19 protein-coding genes and 2 tRNA genes are annotated in these 20,673 nt (G+C 63.8%); 8 read left to right on the top strand and 13 right to left on the bottom strand.

The window, feature by feature from the left end:
• Window positions 1-19: 19 nt before the first annotated feature.
• Window positions 20-1,321 (top strand): cyclic di-GMP phosphodiesterase, encoded by a 1,302-nt coding sequence (locus tag N911_RS0104045; protein WP_029894593.1) that lies wholly within the window; start codon window positions 20-22, stop codon window positions 1,319-1,321.
• 5 nt (window positions 1,322-1,326) lie between these two features.
• Here N911_RS0104045 and N911_RS0104040 read toward each other — a convergent pair whose 3' ends face one another.
• The 12 genes from N911_RS0104040 to N911_RS0103985 all read right to left on the bottom strand — a co-directional run bounded on the left by N911_RS0104040 (window position 1,327) and on the right by N911_RS0103985 (window position 14,514).
• On the bottom strand, window positions 1,327-3,438 hold the full coding sequence (locus N911_RS0104040; RefSeq protein ID WP_029894590.1) for an ATP-binding response regulator: 2,112 nt from the start codon (window positions 3,436-3,438) through the stop codon (window positions 1,327-1,329).
• Between the two features lie 104 nt (window positions 3,439-3,542).
• A complete protein-coding gene (locus N911_RS0104035) occupies window positions 3,543-4,958 on the bottom strand; it encodes an SPOR domain-containing protein (RefSeq protein ID WP_029894588.1) in 1,416 nt (471 codons plus the stop codon).
• Window positions 4,959-4,969: 11 nt separating this feature from the next.
• Complete coding sequence (locus tag N911_RS0104030; protein WP_029894586.1) at window positions 4,970-5,926, bottom strand: type II secretion system F family protein; 957 nt, start codon at window positions 5,924-5,926, stop codon at window positions 4,970-4,972.
• 4 nt (window positions 5,927-5,930) lie between these two features.
• Complete coding sequence (locus N911_RS0104025; protein ID WP_029894583.1) at window positions 5,931-6,875, bottom strand: type II secretion system F family protein; 945 nt, start codon at window positions 6,873-6,875, stop codon at window positions 5,931-5,933.
• Between the two features lie 7 nt (window positions 6,876-6,882).
• Window positions 6,883-8,298, bottom strand: coding sequence for a TadA family conjugal transfer-associated ATPase (locus tag N911_RS0104020; protein ID WP_029894581.1), 1,416 nt, complete (start codon window positions 8,296-8,298; stop codon window positions 6,883-6,885).
• A gap of 13 nt (window positions 8,299-8,311) precedes the next feature.
• A complete protein-coding gene (locus N911_RS0104015; protein WP_029894579.1) occupies window positions 8,312-9,493 on the bottom strand; it encodes a CpaE/TadZ family protein in 1,182 nt (393 codons plus the stop codon).
• A gap of 14 nt (window positions 9,494-9,507) precedes the next feature.
• Window positions 9,508-9,801, bottom strand: a complete 294-nt coding sequence (locus tag N911_RS0104010) for a hypothetical protein (RefSeq protein ID WP_029894576.1) — start codon at window positions 9,799-9,801, stop codon at window positions 9,508-9,510.
• Window positions 9,798-11,204, bottom strand: coding sequence for a type II and III secretion system protein family protein (locus N911_RS0104005; RefSeq protein WP_029894574.1), 1,407 nt, complete (start codon window positions 11,202-11,204; stop codon window positions 9,798-9,800). Before N911_RS0104005 ends, N911_RS0104010 begins: the two co-directional genes overlap by 4 nt.
• Before the next feature lie 12 nt (window positions 11,205-11,216).
• The gene (gene cpaB / locus N911_RS0104000) at window positions 11,217-12,026 is read right to left on the bottom strand and encodes a Flp pilus assembly protein CpaB (RefSeq protein ID WP_029894572.1); all 810 of its coding nucleotides are present in this window, start codon (window positions 12,024-12,026) and stop codon (window positions 11,217-11,219) included.
• A 9-nt stretch (window positions 12,027-12,035) separates the two neighbouring features.
• Complete coding sequence (locus N911_RS0103995; protein WP_035104320.1) at window positions 12,036-12,551, bottom strand: A24 family peptidase; 516 nt, start codon at window positions 12,549-12,551, stop codon at window positions 12,036-12,038.
• Window positions 12,552-12,639: 88 nt separating this feature from the next.
• Window positions 12,640-12,822, bottom strand: coding sequence for a Flp family type IVb pilin (locus N911_RS0103990; RefSeq protein WP_029894568.1), 183 nt, complete (start codon window positions 12,820-12,822; stop codon window positions 12,640-12,642).
• 297 nt (window positions 12,823-13,119) lie between these two features.
• Window positions 13,120-14,514 (bottom strand): sigma-54-dependent transcriptional regulator, encoded by a 1,395-nt coding sequence (locus N911_RS0103985; RefSeq protein WP_029894566.1) that lies wholly within the window; start codon window positions 14,512-14,514, stop codon window positions 13,120-13,122.
• Window positions 14,515-14,679: 165 nt separating this feature from the next.
• On the opposite strand from N911_RS0103985, the gene N911_RS0103980 reads away from it, so the two are divergent.
• Genes N911_RS0103980 through N911_RS0103970 form a run of 3 tightly spaced genes read left to right on the top strand, consistent with a single transcriptional unit; the run spans window position 14,680 to window position 16,794 of the window.
• On the top strand, window positions 14,680-15,078 hold the full coding sequence (locus N911_RS0103980; RefSeq protein ID WP_029894564.1) for a TadE/TadG family type IV pilus assembly protein: 399 nt from the start codon (window positions 14,680-14,682) through the stop codon (window positions 15,076-15,078).
• Window positions 14,984-16,321 (top strand): pilus assembly protein TadG-related protein, encoded by a 1,338-nt coding sequence (locus tag N911_RS0103975; protein ID WP_425266011.1) that lies wholly within the window; start codon window positions 14,984-14,986, stop codon window positions 16,319-16,321. Before N911_RS0103980 ends, N911_RS0103975 begins: the two co-directional genes overlap by 95 nt.
• Window positions 16,322-16,332: 11 nt before the next feature.
• A complete protein-coding gene (locus N911_RS0103970) occupies window positions 16,333-16,794 on the top strand; it encodes a TadE family protein (RefSeq protein ID WP_029894560.1) in 462 nt (153 codons plus the stop codon).
• Window positions 16,795-16,964: 170 nt separating this feature from the next.
• On the opposite strand, the gene N911_RS0103965 is transcribed toward N911_RS0103970, so the two are convergent.
• Window positions 16,965-17,041: transfer RNA gene (locus tag N911_RS0103965), tRNA-Arg, on the bottom strand.
• Window positions 17,042-17,226: 185 nt separating this feature from the next.
• On the opposite strand from N911_RS0103965, the gene N911_RS0103960 reads away from it, so the two are divergent.
• From N911_RS0103960 to N911_RS0103945, 4 genes are all read left to right on the top strand, one after another.
• Window positions 17,227-18,684 carry a Do family serine endopeptidase gene (locus tag N911_RS0103960; RefSeq protein ID WP_029894558.1) on the top strand — a complete coding sequence of 486 codons (1,458 nt, stop codon included), beginning with the start codon at window positions 17,227-17,229 and terminating at the stop codon, window positions 18,682-18,684.
• A 60-nt stretch (window positions 18,685-18,744) separates the two neighbouring features.
• Window positions 18,745-19,605: a 4-(cytidine 5'-diphospho)-2-C-methyl-D-erythritol kinase gene (ispE, locus tag N911_RS0103955; RefSeq protein WP_029894556.1), complete on the top strand. Its 861-nt coding sequence runs from the start codon at window positions 18,745-18,747 to the stop codon at window positions 19,603-19,605.
• A 3-nt stretch (window positions 19,606-19,608) separates the two neighbouring features.
• Window positions 19,609-19,684 (top strand) — tRNA-Gln (locus N911_RS0103950).
• 28 nt (window positions 19,685-19,712) lie between these two features.
• The gene (locus N911_RS0103945) at window positions 19,713-20,663 is read left to right on the top strand and encodes a ribose-phosphate diphosphokinase (protein WP_035104317.1); all 951 of its coding nucleotides are present in this window, start codon (window positions 19,713-19,715) and stop codon (window positions 20,661-20,663) included.
• Window positions 20,664-20,673 lie beyond the last annotated feature (10 nt).

The raw sequence follows: 20,673 nt of genomic DNA, 5'->3' as shown, positions 1-20,673 counted from the left end.
GCTTCGCGGTGGGACACACATGGCAGAATACAGCATTCCTGAATACCGCGTCTCCGTGGACCAACTCGAACCCGGTGTATTCATCCGCTTGGAGCGGATGGGCTGGTTCGACCACCCCTTCCTGTTCAACAGCTTCAAGATAAAGAACCAGGAACAGATAGACATTCTGCGCAGCCTCGGGCTGAACGAAGTCATCTGCGTACCGGAAAAGAGCGACCGGCTTCCGGGCCGCAAGCCCGCCGGTACCGAGGTGCGGAACAAACAAGCCTCCGCGCCCACCCCTGAATCCGCCGAAGTGCTGGACGCCCTCTGGCGTGAAAAGAAGGCCCGAAGGGAAAAGCTCCAGGACAAGCGCGACCGCCTCGGCAAATGCGAGGAGCAGTACGTCGGCTCGCTGGCCAAAGTCGGGGACATGATGCAGGGCATCGCCGCTGGCAGACCGGAATCGGTGGAGCAGGCCGCAGCGTTTGTGGCCGAATTGACCGAGTTCTTCCTGCGCGACGAGGAGACCACCCTTCACCTGATCAATGTCATGGAACAGACGGAGCGGCTCTACTACCACTCCATGAACACGGCCGTGCTTGGCCTGATGCTCGGCCGCAAGGCGGGGCTGGACGCCAAGGCCATGAACACCCTCGGCATGAGCGCCCTATTCCACGACATCGGCAAGAACCGCATCGAAAAGAAAATCCTGCGCAAGCGCGGTCCGCTGACCAACGCCGAACGGGCCGTGGTGGAGCGCCACCCGTCCATGGGTGTGGACATGCTCAAGCGCATCGGGACCTTTCCGCCGGAAGCCCTTGAAGCCGTCTACCAGCACCACGAGTATATGGACGGCTCCGGCTACCCCGAGGGCTTGTCCGGCGAGACCATCTCCAGAAACTCACGCATCCTGGCCATCGTCAACCTGTACGACAACCATTGCAACCATCCCGACCCGCTCTCCTCCTACACGCCGTACCAGGCACTCTCCCATATGTTCACCCAGCAGGCGGGGCTGTTCGACAAGGAGATGCTGGCGCTCTTCATCCGCTGTCTGGGTGTCTATCCCCCCGGCACGGTAGTGCAGCTTTCCAACGGGACCATCGGCATCGTGGTCTCGGTCAACGCCGAGGACCAGCTCAACCCGCAGGTCCTGCTCTACGACCCGGACATTCCCAAACGGGAAGCCCTGTTCATCGATCTGGCCGAGGAAGGGGATCTGAAAATCGAGAAGTCAATCCGCCTGAACAACCTGCCGGCGGAGATACTGGACTACCTGAGCCTGCGTTCGCGCATCACCTATTACGTGGACCAGGACGGCAGGATGCCCGGCTCCTGATCCCCCTAATTCAAAACCTGCGACAGCCCCTCGGCCAACTTGGCCGAAAGCAGCGGCTTCATCAGGCAGTCGGTCACGCCCACTTGGCGCATGGCCTCCTCTGAGATGGTCTCGCTGAAGCCCGTGCACAGCAGCACGGGGAGGTCCGGGCGCAGCCGCCTGCTCTCCTCGGCCAACTGCAATCCGGTCATGCCCGGCATGTTCTGGTCGGTCAGCAACACGTCCACCCGCTCACCGGAACGCAGCCGTTCAAGGGCCTCGCCCCCTGTCTGGCAGCCCACGCCCTCGAGCCCCAGCGAAGCCAGCATTTCCAGCCCCACATCCACCAGGGCCGCCTCGTCATCCACAAGCATCACCCTTGCGGGCGGCAGAATTATGCCCGGGGACTCCGCGTCCGCGGGGGCGGCCACGCCCTCGGCTTTGGGCAAAAAAACGTGAAAGGCCGTGCCGCCACCCAGGGCGCTTTCAACCTCCACCCCTCCCTGGTGCGAGGCCACAACGCCATGCACCACTGAAAGCCCCATGCCCGTGCCCTCGCCGGGCTTCTTGGTGGTGAAGAAGGGGTCGAAGATGCGTTCAAGCACCTCCGGCTCCATGCCATGCCCGGTGTCCCGAACCGTCAGCCGTAAATAACGGCCGGCGGGCAGGTCGGTCCGTTCGCTTTCGCCAAGCTCCTCGTCCGCCAGTTCAACTTCCAGCCGTCCGCCCTCCTCGCTCATGGCGTGAGCAGCGTTGGCGCAAAGATTCAACAGAATCTGGTGCAGTTGCGTGGGGTCCGCCTCCACCAGGTCGTCATTGGTGCGGAAGCTGGTCCGCATGTCGATGGAGGCTGAAAGGCCCGAACGCAACAGTTTGAGGGCTTCCTTGACCAGGGGGGTTACGTGCAGGGGGTTGCGCTCCTGCCCCGCCTGCCTGGAAAAATTGAGGATCTGGTTGACCAGGTCGCGCGCTCGGTGCCCGGCTGTGACGATTTCCCCCACGCGGCGGGCCAGTCCGGAGCCCTTCTCGGCTCCCTCCAGCACGATCTCGGCGTAGCCCAGGATAACACCGAGGATGTTGTTGAAATCGTGTGCGATGCCCCCGGCCAGAGTGCCCAGGGCCTCCATCTTCTGCGCCAGGCGAAGCTGTTCCTCCAGTTCGCGGCGTTCGGTGATGTCGTAAAAATAACCGCGTATTTCCACCAACTCCCCGGCCCCATTGAACACGCCGTTGAAGGAGGCGATGAGGTCCACCCGCCCCGAGTCGCGGCGGAGGGAGGTTTCCAGCCCGCGCAACGAGCCCTGTTCGCGCAGAACCCCGGGCAGCGACCGGCCCTCAAGCCCCTCCAGGGGCACATCCAGAACGGAGAAGCCTTTAGCCTCCTCGGCCGAAGGAAAGTCGAAGGCGCGGGCGAAGGCCTCGTTGCACTCCAGGACCCGCCCGTCCGGCGAGGCGGTGAAATTCCCGGTGATGTCCTCTTCGAAAAGCAGCCGGTAGCGCTCCTCGCTTCGGGCCAGTTGCTCCAGCATCCGCTGCCGTTCCGCGATATCCCGGCGCAGTTGCTCGTTGGCCCCGTTCAGTTCCGCGGTGCGGTCCTCCACCGTTTCCCAGAGAATGGAATTGAGGTCACGGTACTGCAGTTCGGCCTGCCACTTGGTGCACAGGGAAAGTGCCAGCTGGCGAAGCTCCTGGGGACGGAAGGGCTTCTGGAGGTAGAGAAGCCGCTCCGGCGGCTGGATACGACGATTGAGTTCTGAGAGGGAGATGTCGTTATAGGCTGTGACCACCACAATCTCCAGCAGCTCGTCCATCTCCCGGAGACGTTGCGCCGTTTCCACTCCGTCCATGCCGGAGCCGAGCCGCACGTCCACCAGGGCCACGACGAACGCTTCCCCCTGATCCACGGCCTCCCGCATGCGCTCCACCGCCTCCTCTCCGCTGCGGCAGAGGGTCAAATCGAAGCGTTGCCTTGCAGGCGCCGGACCGGCCTCATCCGAGGACTCCTGCAGGGCGGACAGCAGAGTGGTTTCCTCTTCTTCCAGGCAGAGGATGTCACGGTACAGCGCGAGGAATCCCTCCTCGTCGTCGACCGCCAGAATACGGTAGGTGGTTGGCTCTTCGTTGGTAAAGGGCGGCATAAGGTGCGTGCTCCGCCCCTGTTCTACGACCAGGTCGGCCAAATGAAAAGGCCGCCGCGGTTCAACCCGCGGCAGCCCCTTGCGCACTCGATGATACATGGAAATCAGAGCGAACGACCCGCCATGGAAGCCTTCAGCCTGCTCTTCCGCTCAACCCGCATGAGGATGGCCGACTCCATGCCCGGCAGGTCAAGATTTCCCCTGGCGGCTTCCGCGCGTTCCCGGCTGGCATAGGAACCGGCCATGACCCGGTGCCAAACGCCCTTTTCACCAAGATCGGAGCTTCGCACCCAGACTTCCCCGCCTCGTTCGGCGAGTTTTTCACGGACCTTCATGGCCTTGCCAATGGTTTGCCAGGAACTGAGCAGATAGGCATAGACCTCCTTGGTCTGTTCGGAGCGCCGCGCCTCTTTCGCCTCCACGCGCGCAACCTCCACACGCCGCCCCTCGGGCTCCGCCTTGCCCTGCGGCAGCGGAGTCGGGCGGACAACCGAGGCGTTGCTCACTTCAGCTGCGGCCTCCCGCTCTACAGCGGCGGCCTTCTTCACCCTTGACCGGCTCACCGCCGCAGCGGGCGCCGAGGAGGGCATCACTTCCGCGGGGACCCCGGCCACGCCGGTCTCCCTGGAAGCCCTGGCCAGCCGAACCTTCTTCAGGTTTTCAGCGGCGGTCGGGTAATACACCGGAGATACATCCACCGCACGATTCAAGTGCCGTTCGGCCGCGGCGTACTCGCCCTGCAGGTAGAGCACGTAACCTAGATTGTTGTGCGCCTCGGCTTCGCCCCCGGACGCCTTGAAGGCCTCCAGGGCTTCCTCCAGCCGCCCCTGTCTGGCCAGAGCCAAACCGAGATTGTTGTAGGTGGAGGGGTTTCCCTCGCCGTGGCGCAGGGCCCGGGAGAGCACCTTGGCCGCCTCGGCCGGCCGATCCTGCATGAGCAGGCAGACACCGAGATTGTTCAGCGTTTCCGACTGGTTGGAACGCAGAGCCAGCGCCTGACGGAAGGCCGATTCAGCCCTCCCGTGGTCCTGCAGTCCGCTGGCGGCCACACCCAGGTAGAGCCAGGAGCGCCAGTGCCCTCCCAACTCCGCCGCCTTGGCCAGATGGGAGGCCGCCTGCTCATGCATCTCCAAGGCCAGGGCGGAACGTCCCAACCCCAGGTGGGCCCGGTCGCTGCGGGGGTTATTGTCCAGCAAATCCCGATACAATCCCGCGGCCTCCTCATGCCTGCCCAGCCGACGCAGGGACTCGGCCTTGAGATACAAGGCCTCGGAGTCCTCTGGTCTGGCGTCCAGGGCCTCCTCGGCGTGGAAAAGGGCCTCGTCCGGCGCGCCGTCCCCGAGCCACCCCCGGGCCAATTCAAGGTGCTCCGACGGCTCGCGGGTCTCGCCGCCGTTTTCCAGACGGTCCATCCACTGCCGCATGGATTCCTTTTCGCCGCCGTTCTTTGCGGCGCAACCGGCAAGACCGGCCACCAGGACAAGCAACAAAACCAGCAAGATATTCTTACGGAAGATCATGTTCTCCTCCTTCAGTTGATGCGGGTGAATACATCCATGAGCTGCAGCGCCGCTGGACCGATGATGACCACGAACAGGGCTGGCAGAATGAACAGGACCAGCGGGAAAAGCAGCTTGACCGGCAGCTTGGCGGCGGTTTCCTCCGCCTTCTGGAAGCGCTTGGTGCGCATGGTGTCGGAGTAGACGCGCAGGGTGCTGGCCACCGAGGTGCCGAAGGCATCGGCCTGGATGATGAGCGTCACCAGGGAATCCACGTCGTCCAGGCCGACGCGGGAGGCCATGTTTCGAAGGGCGTCATGCCGCTTCTTGCCCGCGCGAAGCTCAAGGTTCAACAAGCGGAACTCGCGGCTGATGTTGGGCGAGGCGAAAGCCATCTCCCTGGCCACGCGGCTGATGGCCTGATCCATGCCCATGCCCGACTCCACGCAAACCACCAAAAGGTCCAACGCGTCCGGCAACTCGTTGGCGATGGCCAGGCGGCGCTTGGTCACGACGTGGCGCAGCCAGATGTCCGGCAGGTAGTAGCCGGCCGCCGCCGCCAGGGCCACCGTCATCACGAAGAGCCGGTTGAAATCCGGGGAATCCGCGATGACACGAAGGAAGAACATGGACGTCACGAAAATCGAGACCAACGCCAGCCTCGCCCCCCAGAAAACCGTGGGCGCGTCGGGTGAGCGGAACCCCGCCTGCATGAGCTTGACGCGCAGATCGGAGAGGGCTTCGCGGTCCTTGGGGGCCACCCTGCGCCCCATGCGCTCCACCTGTCCATGCAGCCAGGCTCCGAAGCGCCAACCGGTCTGCTTCTTCTCCGCTTCCTCCTCACCGGGCCAGCCCCAGGCGCGGTCCATGCGGGCGCGCAGCTTTTTGGCCTCGCCGCCGCCGATGAACCCCATGATCCCCCAGGAAAGGGAAAGCACGGCCAAAAAGGCCATTCCGGCGGCCAAGAGAATGGTGGGGTCCGCATTCATGGCTTTACACCCTGATGCTCACCAGGCGGCGAATCCAAATCATGCCCATGAACATGCTCACGCCCGCGCCCGCCAGCATGAGCTTCCCCAGTTGCGTTTGCCACAACAGGCTGATGTAGCCGCTGTTGAGGACATAAATGATGCCGCCGATGGCGAAGGGCAGGCAGACCAGAATGATGGCCGAAAGCTTGCCTTCCGCCGAGAGGGTCTTGACCTTGCCGAACAGCTTGTAGCGCTCGCGGATGAGGCGGGCGATGGAGGTGACGATCTCGGTGAGGTTGCCGCCGGTCTCCCTCTGGATGTTCACCGAAACCACGAAGAATTTCAGGTCCGGGCAGTCCACTCGCTGCAGCAAATTGGCCAGGGCCTGCTCGGTGGAGGCGCCAAAGTTGATCTCCTCCAGAACCTTGCCGAATTCCGGCCCGATGGGAGGATCGCATTCCTCGGCGATCATGCGCAGGCTGCCGGAGAAGGCGTGCCCGGCCAATAACGCGCGGGCCATGAGGTCCAGGGCGTCGGGAAGCTGCTTCTGGAAGCGGGCCATGCGGCGTGCCGCCTTGCGGCGCAGTAGCACCACCGGCGCCATGCCGAAGAGTACGGCCACCAGGGGGGCCAGCATGGACACCGGAGTAAAGCTGGCGGCGAACCAGCCGACCACCGCCAGGCCGAGGCACTTGGCCACGATGACCTGTGCCGAGGACTCGGTCTTGGCCCGCTTGCGCAGTTCCTCCAGGCGACGCATGAAGGCCAGCGAATCGCCAAGCCTCGCCAATCCGCCCTTTTGGGGACGGAACAGCAGGGAGGTGGCCGCCGGAGTGTCGTCGGCCAGCTTTTCCACCCGCTCACGCAGGCGGTCGTTGCGGCCACTGAGGATCGACCTGACCGAGGCCAGAAAGAACAGGACCGACCCCGCGGCGACCAAGGCGAGGATGACGGGAAGCGTTTCCATGGCGCCCTCACACGTCCAGTTTGCCCGGGTTGAAGATGTTTTCCGGGAGCTTCGCGCCCATGGAGGCCAGCTTGTCCGCAAACATGGGCCGCACGCCCACGGTGCGGAAGTGGCCCTGCACCTTGCCTTCGGCGTCCACCCCGGTTTGCTCGAAAGAGAATATCTCCTGCATGGTGATCATTTCCCCTTCCATCCCGGTCACTTCCTGGAAGCTGATAACCTTGCGGGTGCCGTCGGCCAGGCGTGTGGCCTGGATGATGACGTCCACGGCCGAGCTGATGAAGCGGCGCATGGCCAGGGTGGGCAGATTCATGCCGGCCATGGAGACCATGGTCTCCAGGCGCATCAGGGCATCGCGCGGGGAGTTGGCGTGCACCGTGGTCAGGGAGCCGTCGTGCCCGGTGTTCATAGCCTGAAGCATGTCCAGCGCTTCGGAGGAGCGGACCTCGCCGACGATGATGCGGTCTGGCCGCATGCGCAGACAGTTCTTGACCAGATCGCGCTGGGTGACCTCGCCCCTCCCCTCGATGTTGGCCGGACGGGTCTCCAGGCGGACCACGTGGACCTGCTTGAGCTGCAACTCGGCCGCGTCCTCGATGGTCACGATGCGCTCCTCCCTGGGGATGAAGCGGGAGAGCACGTTGAGCAGGGTGGTCTTGCCGCTGCCCGTACCACCGGAGATGACCACGTTCAGCCGCGAGCGGACGATGGCCTTGAGCACCTCGCCCATTTGCGGCGGAATGGCCTTGAACGAGATCAGGTCGTCCAGCTCCAGGGGGTCTTTGGAGAACTTGCGTATGGACAGCGAGGGACCGTCCAGGGCCAGCGGCGGGATGATGGCGTTGACACGGCTGCCGTCAAGGAGACGGGCATCCACCATGGGCGAGGATTCGTCCACCCTGCGCCCCACCTGGGAAACGATGCGGTCGATGATCTTGCGCAGATGGCCGTCGTCCTTGAAGCGGGCCTGGGCCAGTTCCAGCCGTCCGCCCCGCTCCACGAAGATCTGCCGGTAGGTGTTGACCAGGATGTCGTTGACCGTCTCGTCCTTGAGGAAAGGCTCCAGCGGCCCCAGCCCCAGCACCTCGTCCTGCACCTCGCTGATGAGGTTCAGCCGCTCCTGGGCGGACAGCGGAGCGCGGCCGAAATCCTCGCGAAGAATGCGCTCCACGGCCCGGGCGATTTCCCCACGCACCTCGTCCGTGGGCAGGTCATCGAGAATGGACAAGTCGAGTAGGTCGATGAGCCGGTCGTGAATCTTGGTCTTGAGGTCGAAGAACCGCTCGGCCGCCTCCCTCTCGTCATCCCGCCCTTTCCTGGACGCCGGACGCATGGGCGCACGGTTCTCCCCGCCCGCCTGCTCCCGCAGGTCGCCGGACGACCTGCGCGCCTTGCTCTTGCTCAGTCTCGTGGCCAAATCCATGCGTCATTCCCCCTTACGCGGGCACCGGGTTTCGCGAGCCGCCCAGCCAGCGCGGCAGCCCGGGCGAACCCCCTCTGGAACGGCTGACCGCCTTGAGGCCGAACTCCTTGGCCATGGACTTGTACGCCTTGGACAAGGGGCAACCGGGCGAGGAAAGAAGCAAGGGACGCCCCTGGTTGAGCGATGCCAGGCAGCGTTCGTGGTCCGCCGGGAGGCGATGGTGAATGGATTTGCCCAGCAGCTCCTGAGCGTCCGCTTTGGAAATGGCCGACTTGGAGCAGCGTGTGGCCACCAGCTTCACCCCCTCCTCGAAAGAGGCTTCGGCCGTGCGCAGCGCGTCCACAACCTCCTTTGCCGCTGCCAGGGAGGCCAAACCGCCATCGAGCATGAGATAGGCGTTGTCAGCCCGTTCCAACAGGGCGATGGACGCTTCGTCCAGATCGCTGCCGAGGTCGGCAATCACCAGATCGGCGGTTTCGGTCAGACGCTGGGCGAGCAGGGAAGCCTGCTCCGCGCCGAGGTCCTGCTTGTCCACATCCTTGGGACAGGCCAGCAGGGCCACCCCGGACTCGTGCTCCGCCAGCAACCCGTCCACAAAGGATGTGTCCAGCCGGTCGGAATCGCCCACCGCCTCGGACCAGTCGTACTGGTGCTCCAGGTCGAGGTGCAGGGAAATCTCCGGCCTGGGCCGGGCAAAATCCGCCAAAACCACCCTGGCTCCCCGGGCGGCCTTGGCCGCGGCCAGGGCCAGATTGACCGCCGTGGTGGTGGCTCCGCAGCCCGGCTTGGCCGAGGCCACGACCGCCAGGCGGCCTCCGCCGCCGGGAGAAGCGTGGGGCAGGGAATCCTGCCCGGTGCGGGATGCGTACCGCCGCAGGGCGCTGGCGACCTCCTCCTCGCCAAACGGCGGCAGGAGAATCTCGCGGACTCCCGCCCGGGCCGCCTCCACCAGCAGGTCGGCGTCTCGCGAGGGGGCCAGGAAAAAGGCGTCGCGCACCACGCCGCGGCCGATGACCCGGGCCAGTCGGTCCAGGTCCTGGAGCGGCTCCTCGCCGGGCTGGAAAACCAGCAGGCTCCCCTCCACGGGAGATCCCGCGTTCTGCAGGACAAAGGATTCGTCCCGCTTCACGGCCTCAGCCATGCGGCCGCGCAGTTCCTCATCCTTGACCGCCAGGGATACTTGGATGGTCCGCATGTTCGTCTCCTTGCCTATTTTCCGCCCAGCATGTCCTGGAACACGGACTGGAACTCATCGCCGGCCCCGCCGTCGGACTTCTTGCCGCCCTCGCGGTAGGTCTTCATGGTCTCGGCGGCCCGGGCGCCGTCAAAGGTCTGCACAGGCTCCGATGAGGTGGGATCCGTCTTGATTACCCGCTGGGATGCGATGACCCCGCTGGTTGTCTCCCGAAATGCCGGCATGTCGGGGCTGTTTCCCGATCCCGCCCCGAATCCGGAACAGGCGGTCAGGCCGAAAAGAAGCAGCGTCACGATGATTCGTCTCATTGTTCCTCCCCGGGCAGAATCTGTCCGAAGTCTCCGTCGAAACCGGTGCGCTTGCCGCCGGAGGGGGGGGCGGGGGCGCGCCCGGCATCGGGCGACTTCTCTGCCCCTTCCAGCATGCCCAGCATGTAGAATTCCAGGTCATTAGGCTCATTGAGGCCGTCGGTGGGCAGCTTTTCGGCCCGTTTGTCCAGGGGCTTGGCCAGGTGGGGAGTGACCAGGATAACCAGTTCGGTCTGGTCCTTCTGGAACTCCGAGCTGCGGAAGAGAGACCCCAGCACCGGGACATCACCCAGCACGGGAAAACGTGCCGCCGCCTCTCGGAGATTGTCGCGGATAAGACCGGCGATGGCGAAGGTCTGCCCGCTCTTGAGTTCCACGCGGGTGGAGGCCCGGCGGGTGCTGATGGCCGGGACGGTCACGCCGCTCATGTCGATGGCGTTGGTGAAGTCGAGTTCCGACACCTCCGGCTCCACCTGGATGGAGAGCCTTTCCTGCGAAAGCACGGTGGGCTTGAAGGAGAGGCTCACGCCGAAGGATTTGTACTCGATACCCACGGTGCCGAGCCCCTGGGGCACAGGCACGGGAATCTCTCCGCCGGCCAGGAAATCAGCTTCCTCGCCGCTGAGACAGACCAGGTTGGGCTCGGCCAGAATCTTGACCAGGCCGTTTTCCTTGAGCGCGTCGATAAACGCGCTGTAGTAGACATCGCCTTGCTTGAGGGTCAGTGCGCTGTTGACGTTGTCGGCCAGGATGAAGCGCCCTTCCTTGTCGAATCCGGTGAGCTTCTTGAGGAATGTGTACCCAAGCTGTCCCTGCAGAAGTTGCCCCTCGAATACGTAGGAGAGGTTGACGCCAAGCCTCCGGGCAAGGGAGCGGGACATCTCCGCCACCCGCACCTCCAGCATGACCTGGTGCACTCCCCCGACATGCATCAGATTGATGACCTTGTCCGGGGCGTAGGCCTCGGCCAGGGACATGGCCGCGGCGAGGTTGGTGGAGCTGGAGACCGGTCCGGAGAGAGTCACCGAATCGTTGGCCGTGAGGACCTTGATCCGCGGCTCCTCGGGTAGGACGCGGTGCAGCATTTCCTTGAGGGGAGCCACGTCAGGCGTGATGACCAGATCGAAAACGCCGCTCAGCCTTTCGTTGTCGTTCCACAGGGTGAGGTTGGTGGACCCGGCCTGCTTGGCACGGATGTAGACCTGGGTCGGCGACAGCAGGATGATGTCGGCGTGCTCGGGAGATGCCAGGGAAATCCGGGAGACCTTGGCCTCGGTCCGCACGATGCGCGACTTGCCCACGGACATCTCCAGCCGCACGGGATCTATTTCCGGCGAGGGCGCGGCCTGGGCCTCCTGCGGCAAAAGCAGCAGGAACAGGCTAAGCAGGATGGCGCGCAGCATTTGAATCCCCCCCTAGAACTTCTTGGCGGTGCGCTCGGCACCGGTGATTATTTCAACACGGTGTGGCGGATGCCGCCTGGGTCTGGGAGGCGGCTTGGGTTTGTAAGCGGCCAGGGCTCGGTCCACGTCAACCCCATGGGTAAGTATGGTGGCGTTGTCGCTCATGCCACGCAGGGCGAAATGCAGGGTTCCCTTGGTGGCCGCCAGAGCGAGCCGTTCGCTCTCCTCCGGTGCAACCTCCAGGGTGTAGACGTCCACCGGAGCCTGGGTTCCGTCTTCCAGGGCCTCCAGCTTTTCGCCGGTGGCCAGCACGGGAACGTTTTCCAATACAACCTTGGTCCTGGACTTGCGACGGCCGTCCTCCAATGTGACCAACACGTCGACCTTGTTGCCCGGCCGCACGAAACCCGCCAGCCCCATAACCTTGTTCCCCTTGACCGCCATGGCCCGTTTGCCGTCGCCGATGAGGGCGCTGACCCCGCCCACAGCGGAATCCTTGTCCACCAACTTGCCGCGGGTCACGGGTTCGCCCTTGCCCATCGGGGTGAGAACAACCCTGCCCTCGAGTTCGGCCAAGTCGGTGAAGCAGCCGTCGGGCATACTCTCCTCGAGATACGGGACCATGCGCACGGACTCGGCGTCGATCTTTTCCCCGGCCTTGAGTATCGTCGAGGCCACGGCGACATCCGTTGTTTCAATTCGCGGAGGAGGCTGCTCGGCCTCTTTCGGCTTGGAGGCGGACATGCTCAGCACAAGAAATCCGGCTCCCCCCGCCAGCAGCAGGGCCAGGAAAAGTTGGATCAGAGCGCGTGACTTACGCATGGCTCCCCCCTAGGCCAGTCCGGGTTGCAGCAGGCAGGCCGCCACAGAGCCGACAGCGATGGCCAGGCCGTAGCAGAGCCGGGGCATTTCCGCCCGCGGCTGGTACTGCATGCCCCCGGTGGCGGGCATGAGGGAGACGGCCTGCAGCAGGCCAATGAGGACACGCCCGGCCACCCGCCAGTGGATGGCCAGCATCACCAGGGCGTAGACGCCCCCGGCCAGGCTGGTCAGCACAAACGCCGACAAGGCCCCGGCCGGACCCATGACGGCGCCGACCACGGCCATGAGCTTGACATCGCCCGCACCCATGACACCCATGAAGTGCGGGAGAAGCATCAGCCCCAATCCCGCGCCCCATCCGGCCAGACCAAAAAGAAGCCCGTCCCACCCGCCGTGCATGGCGTGGAAGGTCAGGGCCATGGCCATGGCCGGGTAGGTCAGCAGGTTGGGTATCCGTTGATCGCGCAGGTCGGTTACGCAGGCGATGCCCAGCACGATGAAGAGAAATATGATGTGGGCCTGCATTCGCTCTCCCCCTTGACGCCCGGGACGGAAAGGGGGTGATGGCGATGTTCGCCACCACCCCCTGTTCCGGCCGGTGCTTACGTGGTGTTTAGCCGCCGCTGGTGGCGCCGCCCACGCTGGTGGCGATGTTGTCGAAAGTGTTGCTGACGTTGGTGCCCAGAGTGGTGACGGCGGTGACGATGGCCGCGGCGATCAGGGCGGCGATCAGGCCATACTCCAGAGCGGTGGCGCCTTCTTCCTGCTTCACGAAATTCTTGATGGCGTTGAACATGGTGCTCTCCTTTGTCGTTGATTTGTTGATGGCTTACTCGGGGTGCCTGCCTTTTTTCGGTCTTGGCTTTTCCTTGAGCAACGCATGTGCCAAACCATTAAAATACGATTTTAAATCAACATAATCAACACGTTAAAAACAATAGCCTGTAGACAGAGCTATTCACTCGAGTGCAGATTCTCCATGATTCATGGAAAAGACTTGGAAGAAAACAGAGGGAAGAGAGATGGAACCGCGCGGAACGCGGTCTGAGTTGAGCGCTCTCCCAGAATGAGAGAGCGCTCCACGATTTGGGGATCAGGCTGGGAGTTCGTTCGGATCGATTGCGTGTTTCTGGATCTTGTTCCAGAGGTTTTTCGGCGAGATGCCCAGCAAACGGGCGGCCTCGGTCTGGATACCGTCCGACTGCCGAAGCGCGGTCAGGATGAGTGTCTTTTCGTACTCGTTGACCGCCTGGCGCAGGGGAACCTGCGGCAAACCTCCGCCCGCGGGCGCGGGACCGGGGGAATGGGGTTGCGGGGTTCCGGAAACTCCGAAGTCAATGTCCTCCGGCTCGATCACCTCACCGCGGCAGAAGATGACGGCCCTCTCCAGCACATTGGCCAACTGGCGCACGTTGCCTGGCCAGTCGAAAGCGTGCATGGCTTTGAGGGCGGCCGGACTGACCCCTTTGATGCGTGTGCCGAGCTTGGTGTTCAGACGCTCGACAAAGGCTTCGGACAAAATCGGCAAGTCGTCTTTGCGTTCCCGAAGTGGGGGGAGCGAAATCAGGGCCACATTCAACCTGTAATAGAGGTCCTCGCGGAAGGCCTTCTCCCGCACACGCTGTGCCAGGTCTATGTTGGTGGCCGCGATAATGCGCACGTCGCAGGAGATGGACTTGTCGCCGCCGACCCGCTCCACCTGCTTCTGCTCCACGGTGCGCAGCAGCTTGGGCTGCAGGTGCAGGGGCATGTCGCCTATCTCGTCCAGCAGGATGGACCCGCCCGAGGCCAACTCGAACTTGCCGCGCTTCATGGAGGTGGCCCCGGTGAAAGCGCCCTTCTCGTGGCCGAACAGTTCGGATTCCAGCAGATTTTCCGGAATGGCCGCGCAGTTGAGCTTGATGAGCGGCTTGTCCGCCCGACTGCTGAGGGCATGGATGGTGTCCGTGACCAACTCCTTGCCGGTGCCGGTCTCGCCGATAATGAGCACGCCGGTCTCCAGGGGAGCCACCCGCTCGATGAGCTCCTTGACCCGCAGCATGGGTTCGCTGCGGCCGATGAGCCTGGCCATCGGCCCTGAATCACCCATTGTCCGACGCAGGGAACGCACCTGTCGCTGCAGGCGTTGTTTCTCCATCGCCCGGCGCAAAACAATCTCCATCTCGGAAAGGGAGAACGGCTTGGTGAAATAATCGTAGGCCCCTCGCCGAATGGCCTCCAGTGCGGGGTCCTTTTCCGCGTAGGCGGTCATGACGATAATCTCGGACTCCGGTGATATCTCACGGAAGCCGGGAATGGCCTCGATGCCGCTCATACCGGGCAGGCGGACGTCCAGCAGGACAACATCGTACGAGCCTTCCCCGGCCCGCTCAATGCCCTCCTCGGCCGAGCCGGCGCAATCCGTCTCGAAGCCCTTCTCCTCGATGGCCTCGCGAAGCATTCCCTGAAATGCGATGTCGTCGTCCACGATGAGTATGCGTGCAGCCATGTCTTGTTTTTGCTCCATTGTTTGTGGACAGCCTGACCACTTTCCCGGGATTGGTCAAGCCTGCTTCCCGCATTCGTGGATCAGCCATAGCCCGCCTAAGCCGCATGGCTCCTGATCCGCATGGGTATCCAGGCATTTTGGCACGGTTAATGCGTATAGTTCGGCATGAAGAAACCACGCTCCACCACACAAGGCCGAGATCCGGAGTCCGGCATCATGGCCGCCGAGTTCGCGCTGCTCCTGCCGGTGCTGGCCATGCTGGTGGCCCTGGCGGTCGAGGGCGGCAACGCCCTGCGGACGTACTCCATTATCCAGGAGGCCAGCCGTGAAGGAGCGCGCATGGTGCTGCGCCAAGGCGACACGGCGAACACAGGCCAACTGGTGTCGGCCATGGCCAAGGACCTGCCCGGCGGTCCTCCGGCCACATCCGTGCAGATGCAGGACAAGAAAGTAACCGTCGAGGTGACGCATGCCTATCAATCCATTTTCAGTGGGCCCATTCTGCAAAAGCTGGCTGAAGGGCCGCTTGAGCTTTCGGCCCGCACCAGCATGCCACTGCCATAAGCGTAACGGGCAAGAGGGTTCCTCGCCCATTCTGATGGCCTTGCTCCTGCCGGTCCTGCTGGGCATGGCCGGATTCGCTGTGGATCTAGGCAACCTCTACCTTTCCCACAACAAGCTCCAGTCCGCGGTGGACGCGGGCGCCCTGGCCGGCAGCCTGGAGCTGCCCGCCGATCCCGACCTGGACAAGGGCATCGTGGAGCAGGCGGTGCAGGATATGGTGGCCGAGAATTATCCCGGGGCTGTGGTGGAAAACGTTGATCCCGGTTCAGAGGTGCGCAGCGTGGTGGTCAGGGCCTCGGCTGAAGTCCCCATGCTGCTCATGGGCGCGCTTGGGGCCAACGCCAAAACCGTGCGGGCGGAGGCCGAAGCGGGTTTCAACAACATCGAGGTGGTGCTGGTGCTGGACAACACCGGTTCCATGAAGGGAACTCCCATCGCCATGACCAAAGACGCGGCCGAAAACCTCATAGACCTCATCCTGCCGGACGGGGCGCACCCGGACTGCAAGGTTGGGCTGGTGGGCTTCCGCGGCAAGGTGAAAGTCGGCGACGGCGTGGACGGCCTGCCGGGAGGCTGCCGCAACGCGGATGGCTCGGTCAACGAGGTGGGACTGCACCCGGATCACATGGACGATTACTACGACCTGCCCTGGTACTACCGGCAGCGGGTGGACATGGACACCTGCTCCGACCTGCCCGAGACACTGCCCCTGACCGACGACAAGTATACCATCAACCAAGCCCTGTCCCAGCACACCGCCGAGGGCGCTGCGTCGGGCACGGTCATTTCAGAGGGAGTGAAATGGGGCCGCCACGTGCTGACCCCCGAAGCACCCTACGAAGAGGGGTCCGACGACGACCGCACCCGCAAGATCATGATTCTTTTGACCGACGGCGACACCGAGGACGGTTTCTGCGGCGGACGGTACGCCGTTGGCTACACTCCCAACAACTACTGGACCAACGCCTACTTCCGCATGGGCGACGACGAATCCCATTGCGAGGACGGGGGAGCGCTGAACCAGGCCCTGCTGGACGAAGCCCAGGCCGCCAAGGACGCCGGGGTGGAGATCTTCACCATCCGCTACGGCAACTCCGACACCACCGACGTGTGGCTGATGAAACAGGTGGCATCCTCTCGAGAGGGGACGGATGACCACTACTTCAATGCGCCCACCTCATACGACATCGACGATGTCTTCAAAAAGATCGGCCGCCAGCTCGGCTGGCGCCTGCTGCGGTAGAAGGAGACCCCATGCGCCTTGGCAAAGAACGCGGATCCAGCATCATCGAATTCGCCCTGATCTTTCCACTGTTCCTCATGCTGGCGCTGGGGGTGGTGGAAACGGGCAACATGTTCCGCGCCTGGCTCACCCTGACCAAGTCGGCCCAGGCCGCGGCCAGATTCGCTGCCACAGGCCAGGGGGTGGAGGAAGGAGACCGGCTGCAACGCATCCGGCTCAAGGCCAGGGAGTGGGAGAGCGCCCTGCCCGGCTCCTCGCCGTCCATGGATGTGGCCATCTGCAGTTGGCCGGGCTGGCAGACGGACGGCGACTGCATCGAGGACAACGCGGGCGAGCCCTGCCAGGCTGTTGAGATCCGCACGGGCATGTCCTACAGTCCCGTCACTCCGCTGGTGGGCGATCTTTTGCCCGCTCAAATCCAGCTTGAAGCCTCCGACAGAAAGGTCAACGAGCCCTGGCGGCGCTGCGACTGACAACCGCCGAACCTGGCAACGCGAAAGGCGGGCCGTGGATTCCACGGCCCGCCTTTCGCGTTTTCCGGCGTAAACACACCCCGGACGCGTATGAACGGCGAACGGGCAGAGTTGGCCCGATACAAATAAAGAGGCTACCCTTTTGGCGAAGGCAGCTCCCGCGAAAAATATGGCGACCCCGGCACGATTCGAACGTGCGGCCTACTGCTTAGGAGGCAGTTGCTCTATCCTGCTGAGCTACGGGGCCATTGACGGGAGCAACAGGTACTGCCGCCGCGTGCAGCTGTCAAGGCGACCCGGTCTTGGCTGTTTTCCTCTCCATTGTTCCGCCAGGGCGCTATTTACATTTCGCAAGGAGAACGTATACTTCCCGGGACTATCGGCTTGTTCCCGAAAGTATCCGGAAACAAGCCGGGAAGAAAGGAGTTTCGCATGTCGTACAGACGTTTTTTCACTTCCCTGGCTAGCATCTGGCTGGTTTTCGCGCTCGCCCACGGCGCCTCGGCCGCCCAACTCCCGAATTTCGTCGATCTGGCAGACGAGGCCGGCAAAGCCGTGGTCAACATCTCCACGGTCAAAACCGTGGAGGGCCAACAGCGACTGCGCGATTTCTTCCGTTTTCATCCCGGTCCCGAGGGCGGGCCAATGGAAGACTTTTTTGAACAGTTCGAGCGTTTCTTCCGGCAGAACCCCAACGGCCGCAATCCGGAGCAGGCTCCCAAACACCAGCAGACCTCCCTGGGCACCGGGTTCATCATCTCTGAGGACGGCTACATCGTGACCAACAACCACGTTATCGCCGGAGCGGACGAGGTATCCGTCAATCTCTTCGACTCTGAGGAAAGCATTCCAGCGGAAATCGTGGGGCGCGACCAGGAAACCGACCTGGCCCTCCTTAAAATCGAGACCGACCGCGAGCTGACAACGCTTGAGTTCGGCGACTCCGCCCAGGCCAGGGTGGGCGAATGGGTCATGGCCATCGGCAACCCCTTCGGACTGGGCCACACCGTCACCGCCGGCATCATCAGCGCCAAGGGCCGCGTCATCGGCGCCGGTCCCTTCGACAACTTCATCCAGACCGACGCCTCCATCAACCCCGGCAACTCCGGCGGTCCGCTCATCGACATGGACGGCAGGGTCATCGGCGTGAACACGGCCATCATCGCCGCCGGGCAGGGCATCGGCTTCGCCGTCCCGTCCTCCATGGTCAGGGACATCATCACCCAACTCAAGACCAAGGGCGAGGTAGAGCGCGGCTGGCTCGGTGTGACCATCCAGGACGTTGACGAAGATGTGGCCAAGGCCCTGGACCTGCCCGAACCCCGCGGCGCGCTCATCGCCGGGGTCATCGAGGGCGACCCCGCCGCCGAGGCCGGCATCAAGACGCAGGATGTCATCCAGGCCGTCAACGGCGAGTCTGTGGCGGATTCCTCCGAGCTGCTCAAGGCCATCGCCGGACTGAAGCCGGGTGACAAGGTCCGCCTCAAGGTCTGGCGCAAGGGCAGGACCCTCAACCTGACCGCCACTCTGGGACAGCGCGACACCGAGAAGCTGGCCCAATCCCGCCGTGGCCCCAGCCCCGAATCTCCCAGCGGCGACGTGGCGGGGCTGAACGTGCGTCCCGTGACCGAGCAGGAAGCGCGCGCCCTGGGCCTGCAGCGCCCGCAGGGCCTGCTGGTGCAGGACGTGGCCCCTGGATCCGCCGGAGCCGAGGCCGAGATAAGGCCCGGCGACGTGATTCTGGAGGTCAACCAGGAACCCGTGGACTCGGTCAGCGCCTTCAAGCGCATCTACGAGAACGAGGGGAAGGAGAAAGGGGTGCTGCTGGTGCTGCTCAAGCGCCAGGGGCAGAACCTCATCCGGACCATCACGGTGGACCAGGGCAACTAGACACCCATAAGCAGGACGACTCCGGGGAGGGCGGCTGACCGTCCTCCCCTTTTTTCAGCCATGCCCCGCACCTTCCGCGTTTCCTGTAAGGCCAACCTCTTCCTGCGCGTCACGGGCAGGCTGGAAAACGGCTACCACACCCTCCACAGCCTCTTCGTTCGCCTGGACGAACCCCATGACGAGATGCGCGTTTCCCCGGGCGCACCCGGTGGCGGCTTGCAACTGCACTGCCCCGGCTTGCCGGAACTCCCTTTGGACAAGAACATCGTTTCAAAAGCCTACGTCGCGCACAGCCGGGCCACCGGCCTGTCTGCGGACCTGGAAATCCACCTGGACAAAGGAATCCCCGACGGCGCGGGCCTGGGCGGAGGCAGTGCCGATGCGGCGGCCATGCTCCGCATTCTGCAGGAAGAGGCCGGACAGCGAGCTCTGACAGAAGACGGCCTGCGGAAGTTGGCCGTTGACTTGGGCGCGGACGTCCCCTTTTTTCTGCTTGGCTCGGCCGCCGAGGCCACAGGCGTTGGAGACCGGCTCACAGAGGTGGAACCCGGTCTGGACGACTGCCTTGCCCTGGTGGTCTGCCCGGATGTCCATGTACCAACGGCTTGGGCCTATGCCGCCCTGGACGATGATGCGGAGAAGGGCTACCAATGGTTGACAGCCCAATCCGAAGTCGATAATGGACCCTTTTGCCTTGGACGGCCCCGGCTGGAAAACGATTTCGAGAAAGTTGTCCTTTCCGCGTTTCCCGAGCTGCGGCGGTTGAAGGAGTGGCTCTTTCAGCTCGGCGCGTCGGGCGCGGTCATGAGCGGCAGCGGAGCCGCCATGGTCGCCCTCTTCCGCCGTGAACGCCGCCTTGAGGCGGCCGCCTCGGCCCTGGCGGCCGAGGGTATCCGCGCATACGCGACTGGCATTTTTTAATGCAGGGGTGTAGCCAAGCTGGCAAGGCAACGGGTTTTGGTCCCGTCATTCGCGGGTTCGAATCCTGCCACCCCTGCCATTTTTCATTCGCAAAAGGATCCAAGGACATGGCGCTGCACGGCGACCTGCGCATTTTGAGCGGCACGGCCAATCCGCAACTGGCCGAGGCCATCTGCGATCACCTCGGGTGCAAGCTCACCCCCATTCTGGCCGAAACCTTCTCCGACGGCGAGATCCGCATCGAGATCGGGGCCAACGTCCGTGGCGCGGACGTCTTCGTGGTTCAGCCCACCTGCTCCCCGGTCAACTTCAACATCATGCAGCTCGGCCTGATCCTGGACGCCCTCAAGCGCGCCTCCGCCTCACGCGTGACAGCGGTGGTGCCCTACTACGGCTATGCCAGGCAGGACCGGAAGGTGGTGCCTCGCGCGCCCATCTCCGCCAAGCTCATGTCCGACTTCCTGTCCGCGGCCGGTATGCACCGCCTGCTGACCGTGGACCTGCACGCCGGGCAGATCCAGGGCTTTTTCGACCTGCCCGTGGACAACCTCTACGCCGCCCCCGTCCTGCTTGACTACCTCAAGGAGACGCAGAAGGACGAGGAACTGGTTGTGGTCTCCCCAGACGCCGGCGGCGTGGAACGCGCCAGGGCCTACGGCAAGCGCCTGGGAGCCTCCCTGGCCATCATCGACAAGCGCCGCGACGAGCCCAACAAGGCCCGGGCCATGAATCTCATCGGCAACGTCGAGGGCAAGGTGGCCATCGTGCTGGACGACATGATCGATACAGCGGGCACCATCTGCACCGCTGCCGACGTACTCATCGAGCACGGAGCCAAGAAGTGCCTGGCCTGCGCCACCCACCCAGTGCTTTCCGGCCCGGCCATCGAGCGGCTGGAGAACTCGGCCTACGACGGCGTCATAGTCACCGACACCATCCCCCTGGGACCCAAGGGGAAGGAATGCTCCAAGATCGCGGTCAAATCCGTGGCCGGCCTGTTGGCCAAGGCCATTCATAACATCCATTCCGAATCCTCGGTCAGCGTGCTTTTCGTCTAGACCGGGATTC

It is taken from the genome of Desulfohalovibrio reitneri (assembly GCF_000711295.1).
Lineage (GTDB): Bacteria > Desulfobacterota > Desulfovibrionia > Desulfovibrionales > Desulfovibrionaceae > Desulfohalovibrio > Desulfohalovibrio reitneri.
The sequence above is the reverse complement of the archived record's forward strand: the minus strand, read 5'-3'. Positions and strand labels throughout refer to the sequence as shown.

What these genes read in the sequence shown, in the direction of transcription:
- N911_RS0104045 (WP_029894593.1), top strand. Translation starts at nt 20, where the DNA reads ATGGCAGAATACAGCATTCCTGAATACCGCGTCTCCGTGGACCAACTC.
- N911_RS0104040 (WP_029894590.1), bottom strand. Translation starts at nt 3,438, where the DNA reads ATGCCGCCCTTTACCAACGAAGAGCCAACCACCTACCGTATTCTGGCG.
- N911_RS0104035 (WP_029894588.1), bottom strand. Translation starts at nt 4,958, where the DNA reads ATGATCTTCCGTAAGAATATCTTGCTGGTTTTGTTGCTTGTCCTGGTG.
- N911_RS0104030 (WP_029894586.1), bottom strand. Translation starts at nt 5,926, where the DNA reads ATGAATGCGGACCCCACCATTCTCTTGGCCGCCGGAATGGCCTTTTTG.
- N911_RS0104025 (WP_029894583.1), bottom strand. Translation starts at nt 6,875, where the DNA reads ATGGAAACGCTTCCCGTCATCCTCGCCTTGGTCGCCGCGGGGTCGGTC.
- N911_RS0104020 (WP_029894581.1), bottom strand. Translation starts at nt 8,298, where the DNA reads ATGGATTTGGCCACGAGACTGAGCAAGAGCAAGGCGCGCAGGTCGTCC.
- N911_RS0104015 (WP_029894579.1), bottom strand. Translation starts at nt 9,493, where the DNA reads ATGCGGACCATCCAAGTATCCCTGGCGGTCAAGGATGAGGAACTGCGC.
- N911_RS0104010 (WP_029894576.1), bottom strand. Translation starts at nt 9,801, where the DNA reads ATGAGACGAATCATCGTGACGCTGCTTCTTTTCGGCCTGACCGCCTGT.
- N911_RS0104005 (WP_029894574.1), bottom strand. Translation starts at nt 11,204, where the DNA reads ATGCTGCGCGCCATCCTGCTTAGCCTGTTCCTGCTGCTTTTGCCGCAG.
- cpaB (WP_029894572.1), bottom strand. Translation starts at nt 12,026, where the DNA reads ATGCGTAAGTCACGCGCTCTGATCCAACTTTTCCTGGCCCTGCTGCTG.
- N911_RS0103995 (WP_035104320.1), bottom strand. Translation starts at nt 12,551, where the DNA reads ATGCAGGCCCACATCATATTTCTCTTCATCGTGCTGGGCATCGCCTGC.
- N911_RS0103990 (WP_029894568.1), bottom strand. Translation starts at nt 12,822, where the DNA reads ATGTTCAACGCCATCAAGAATTTCGTGAAGCAGGAAGAAGGCGCCACC.
- N911_RS0103985 (WP_029894566.1), bottom strand. Translation starts at nt 14,514, where the DNA reads ATGGCTGCACGCATACTCATCGTGGACGACGACATCGCATTTCAGGGA.
- N911_RS0103980 (WP_029894564.1), top strand. Translation starts at nt 14,680, where the DNA reads ATGAAGAAACCACGCTCCACCACACAAGGCCGAGATCCGGAGTCCGGC.
- N911_RS0103975 (WP_425266011.1), top strand. Translation starts at nt 14,984, where the DNA reads ATGCCTATCAATCCATTTTCAGTGGGCCCATTCTGCAAAAGCTGGCTG.
- N911_RS0103970 (WP_029894560.1), top strand. Translation starts at nt 16,333, where the DNA reads ATGCGCCTTGGCAAAGAACGCGGATCCAGCATCATCGAATTCGCCCTG.
- N911_RS0103960 (WP_029894558.1), top strand. Translation starts at nt 17,227, where the DNA reads ATGTCGTACAGACGTTTTTTCACTTCCCTGGCTAGCATCTGGCTGGTT.
- ispE (WP_029894556.1), top strand. Translation starts at nt 18,745, where the DNA reads ATGCCCCGCACCTTCCGCGTTTCCTGTAAGGCCAACCTCTTCCTGCGC.
- N911_RS0103945 (WP_035104317.1), top strand. Translation starts at nt 19,713, where the DNA reads ATGGCGCTGCACGGCGACCTGCGCATTTTGAGCGGCACGGCCAATCCG.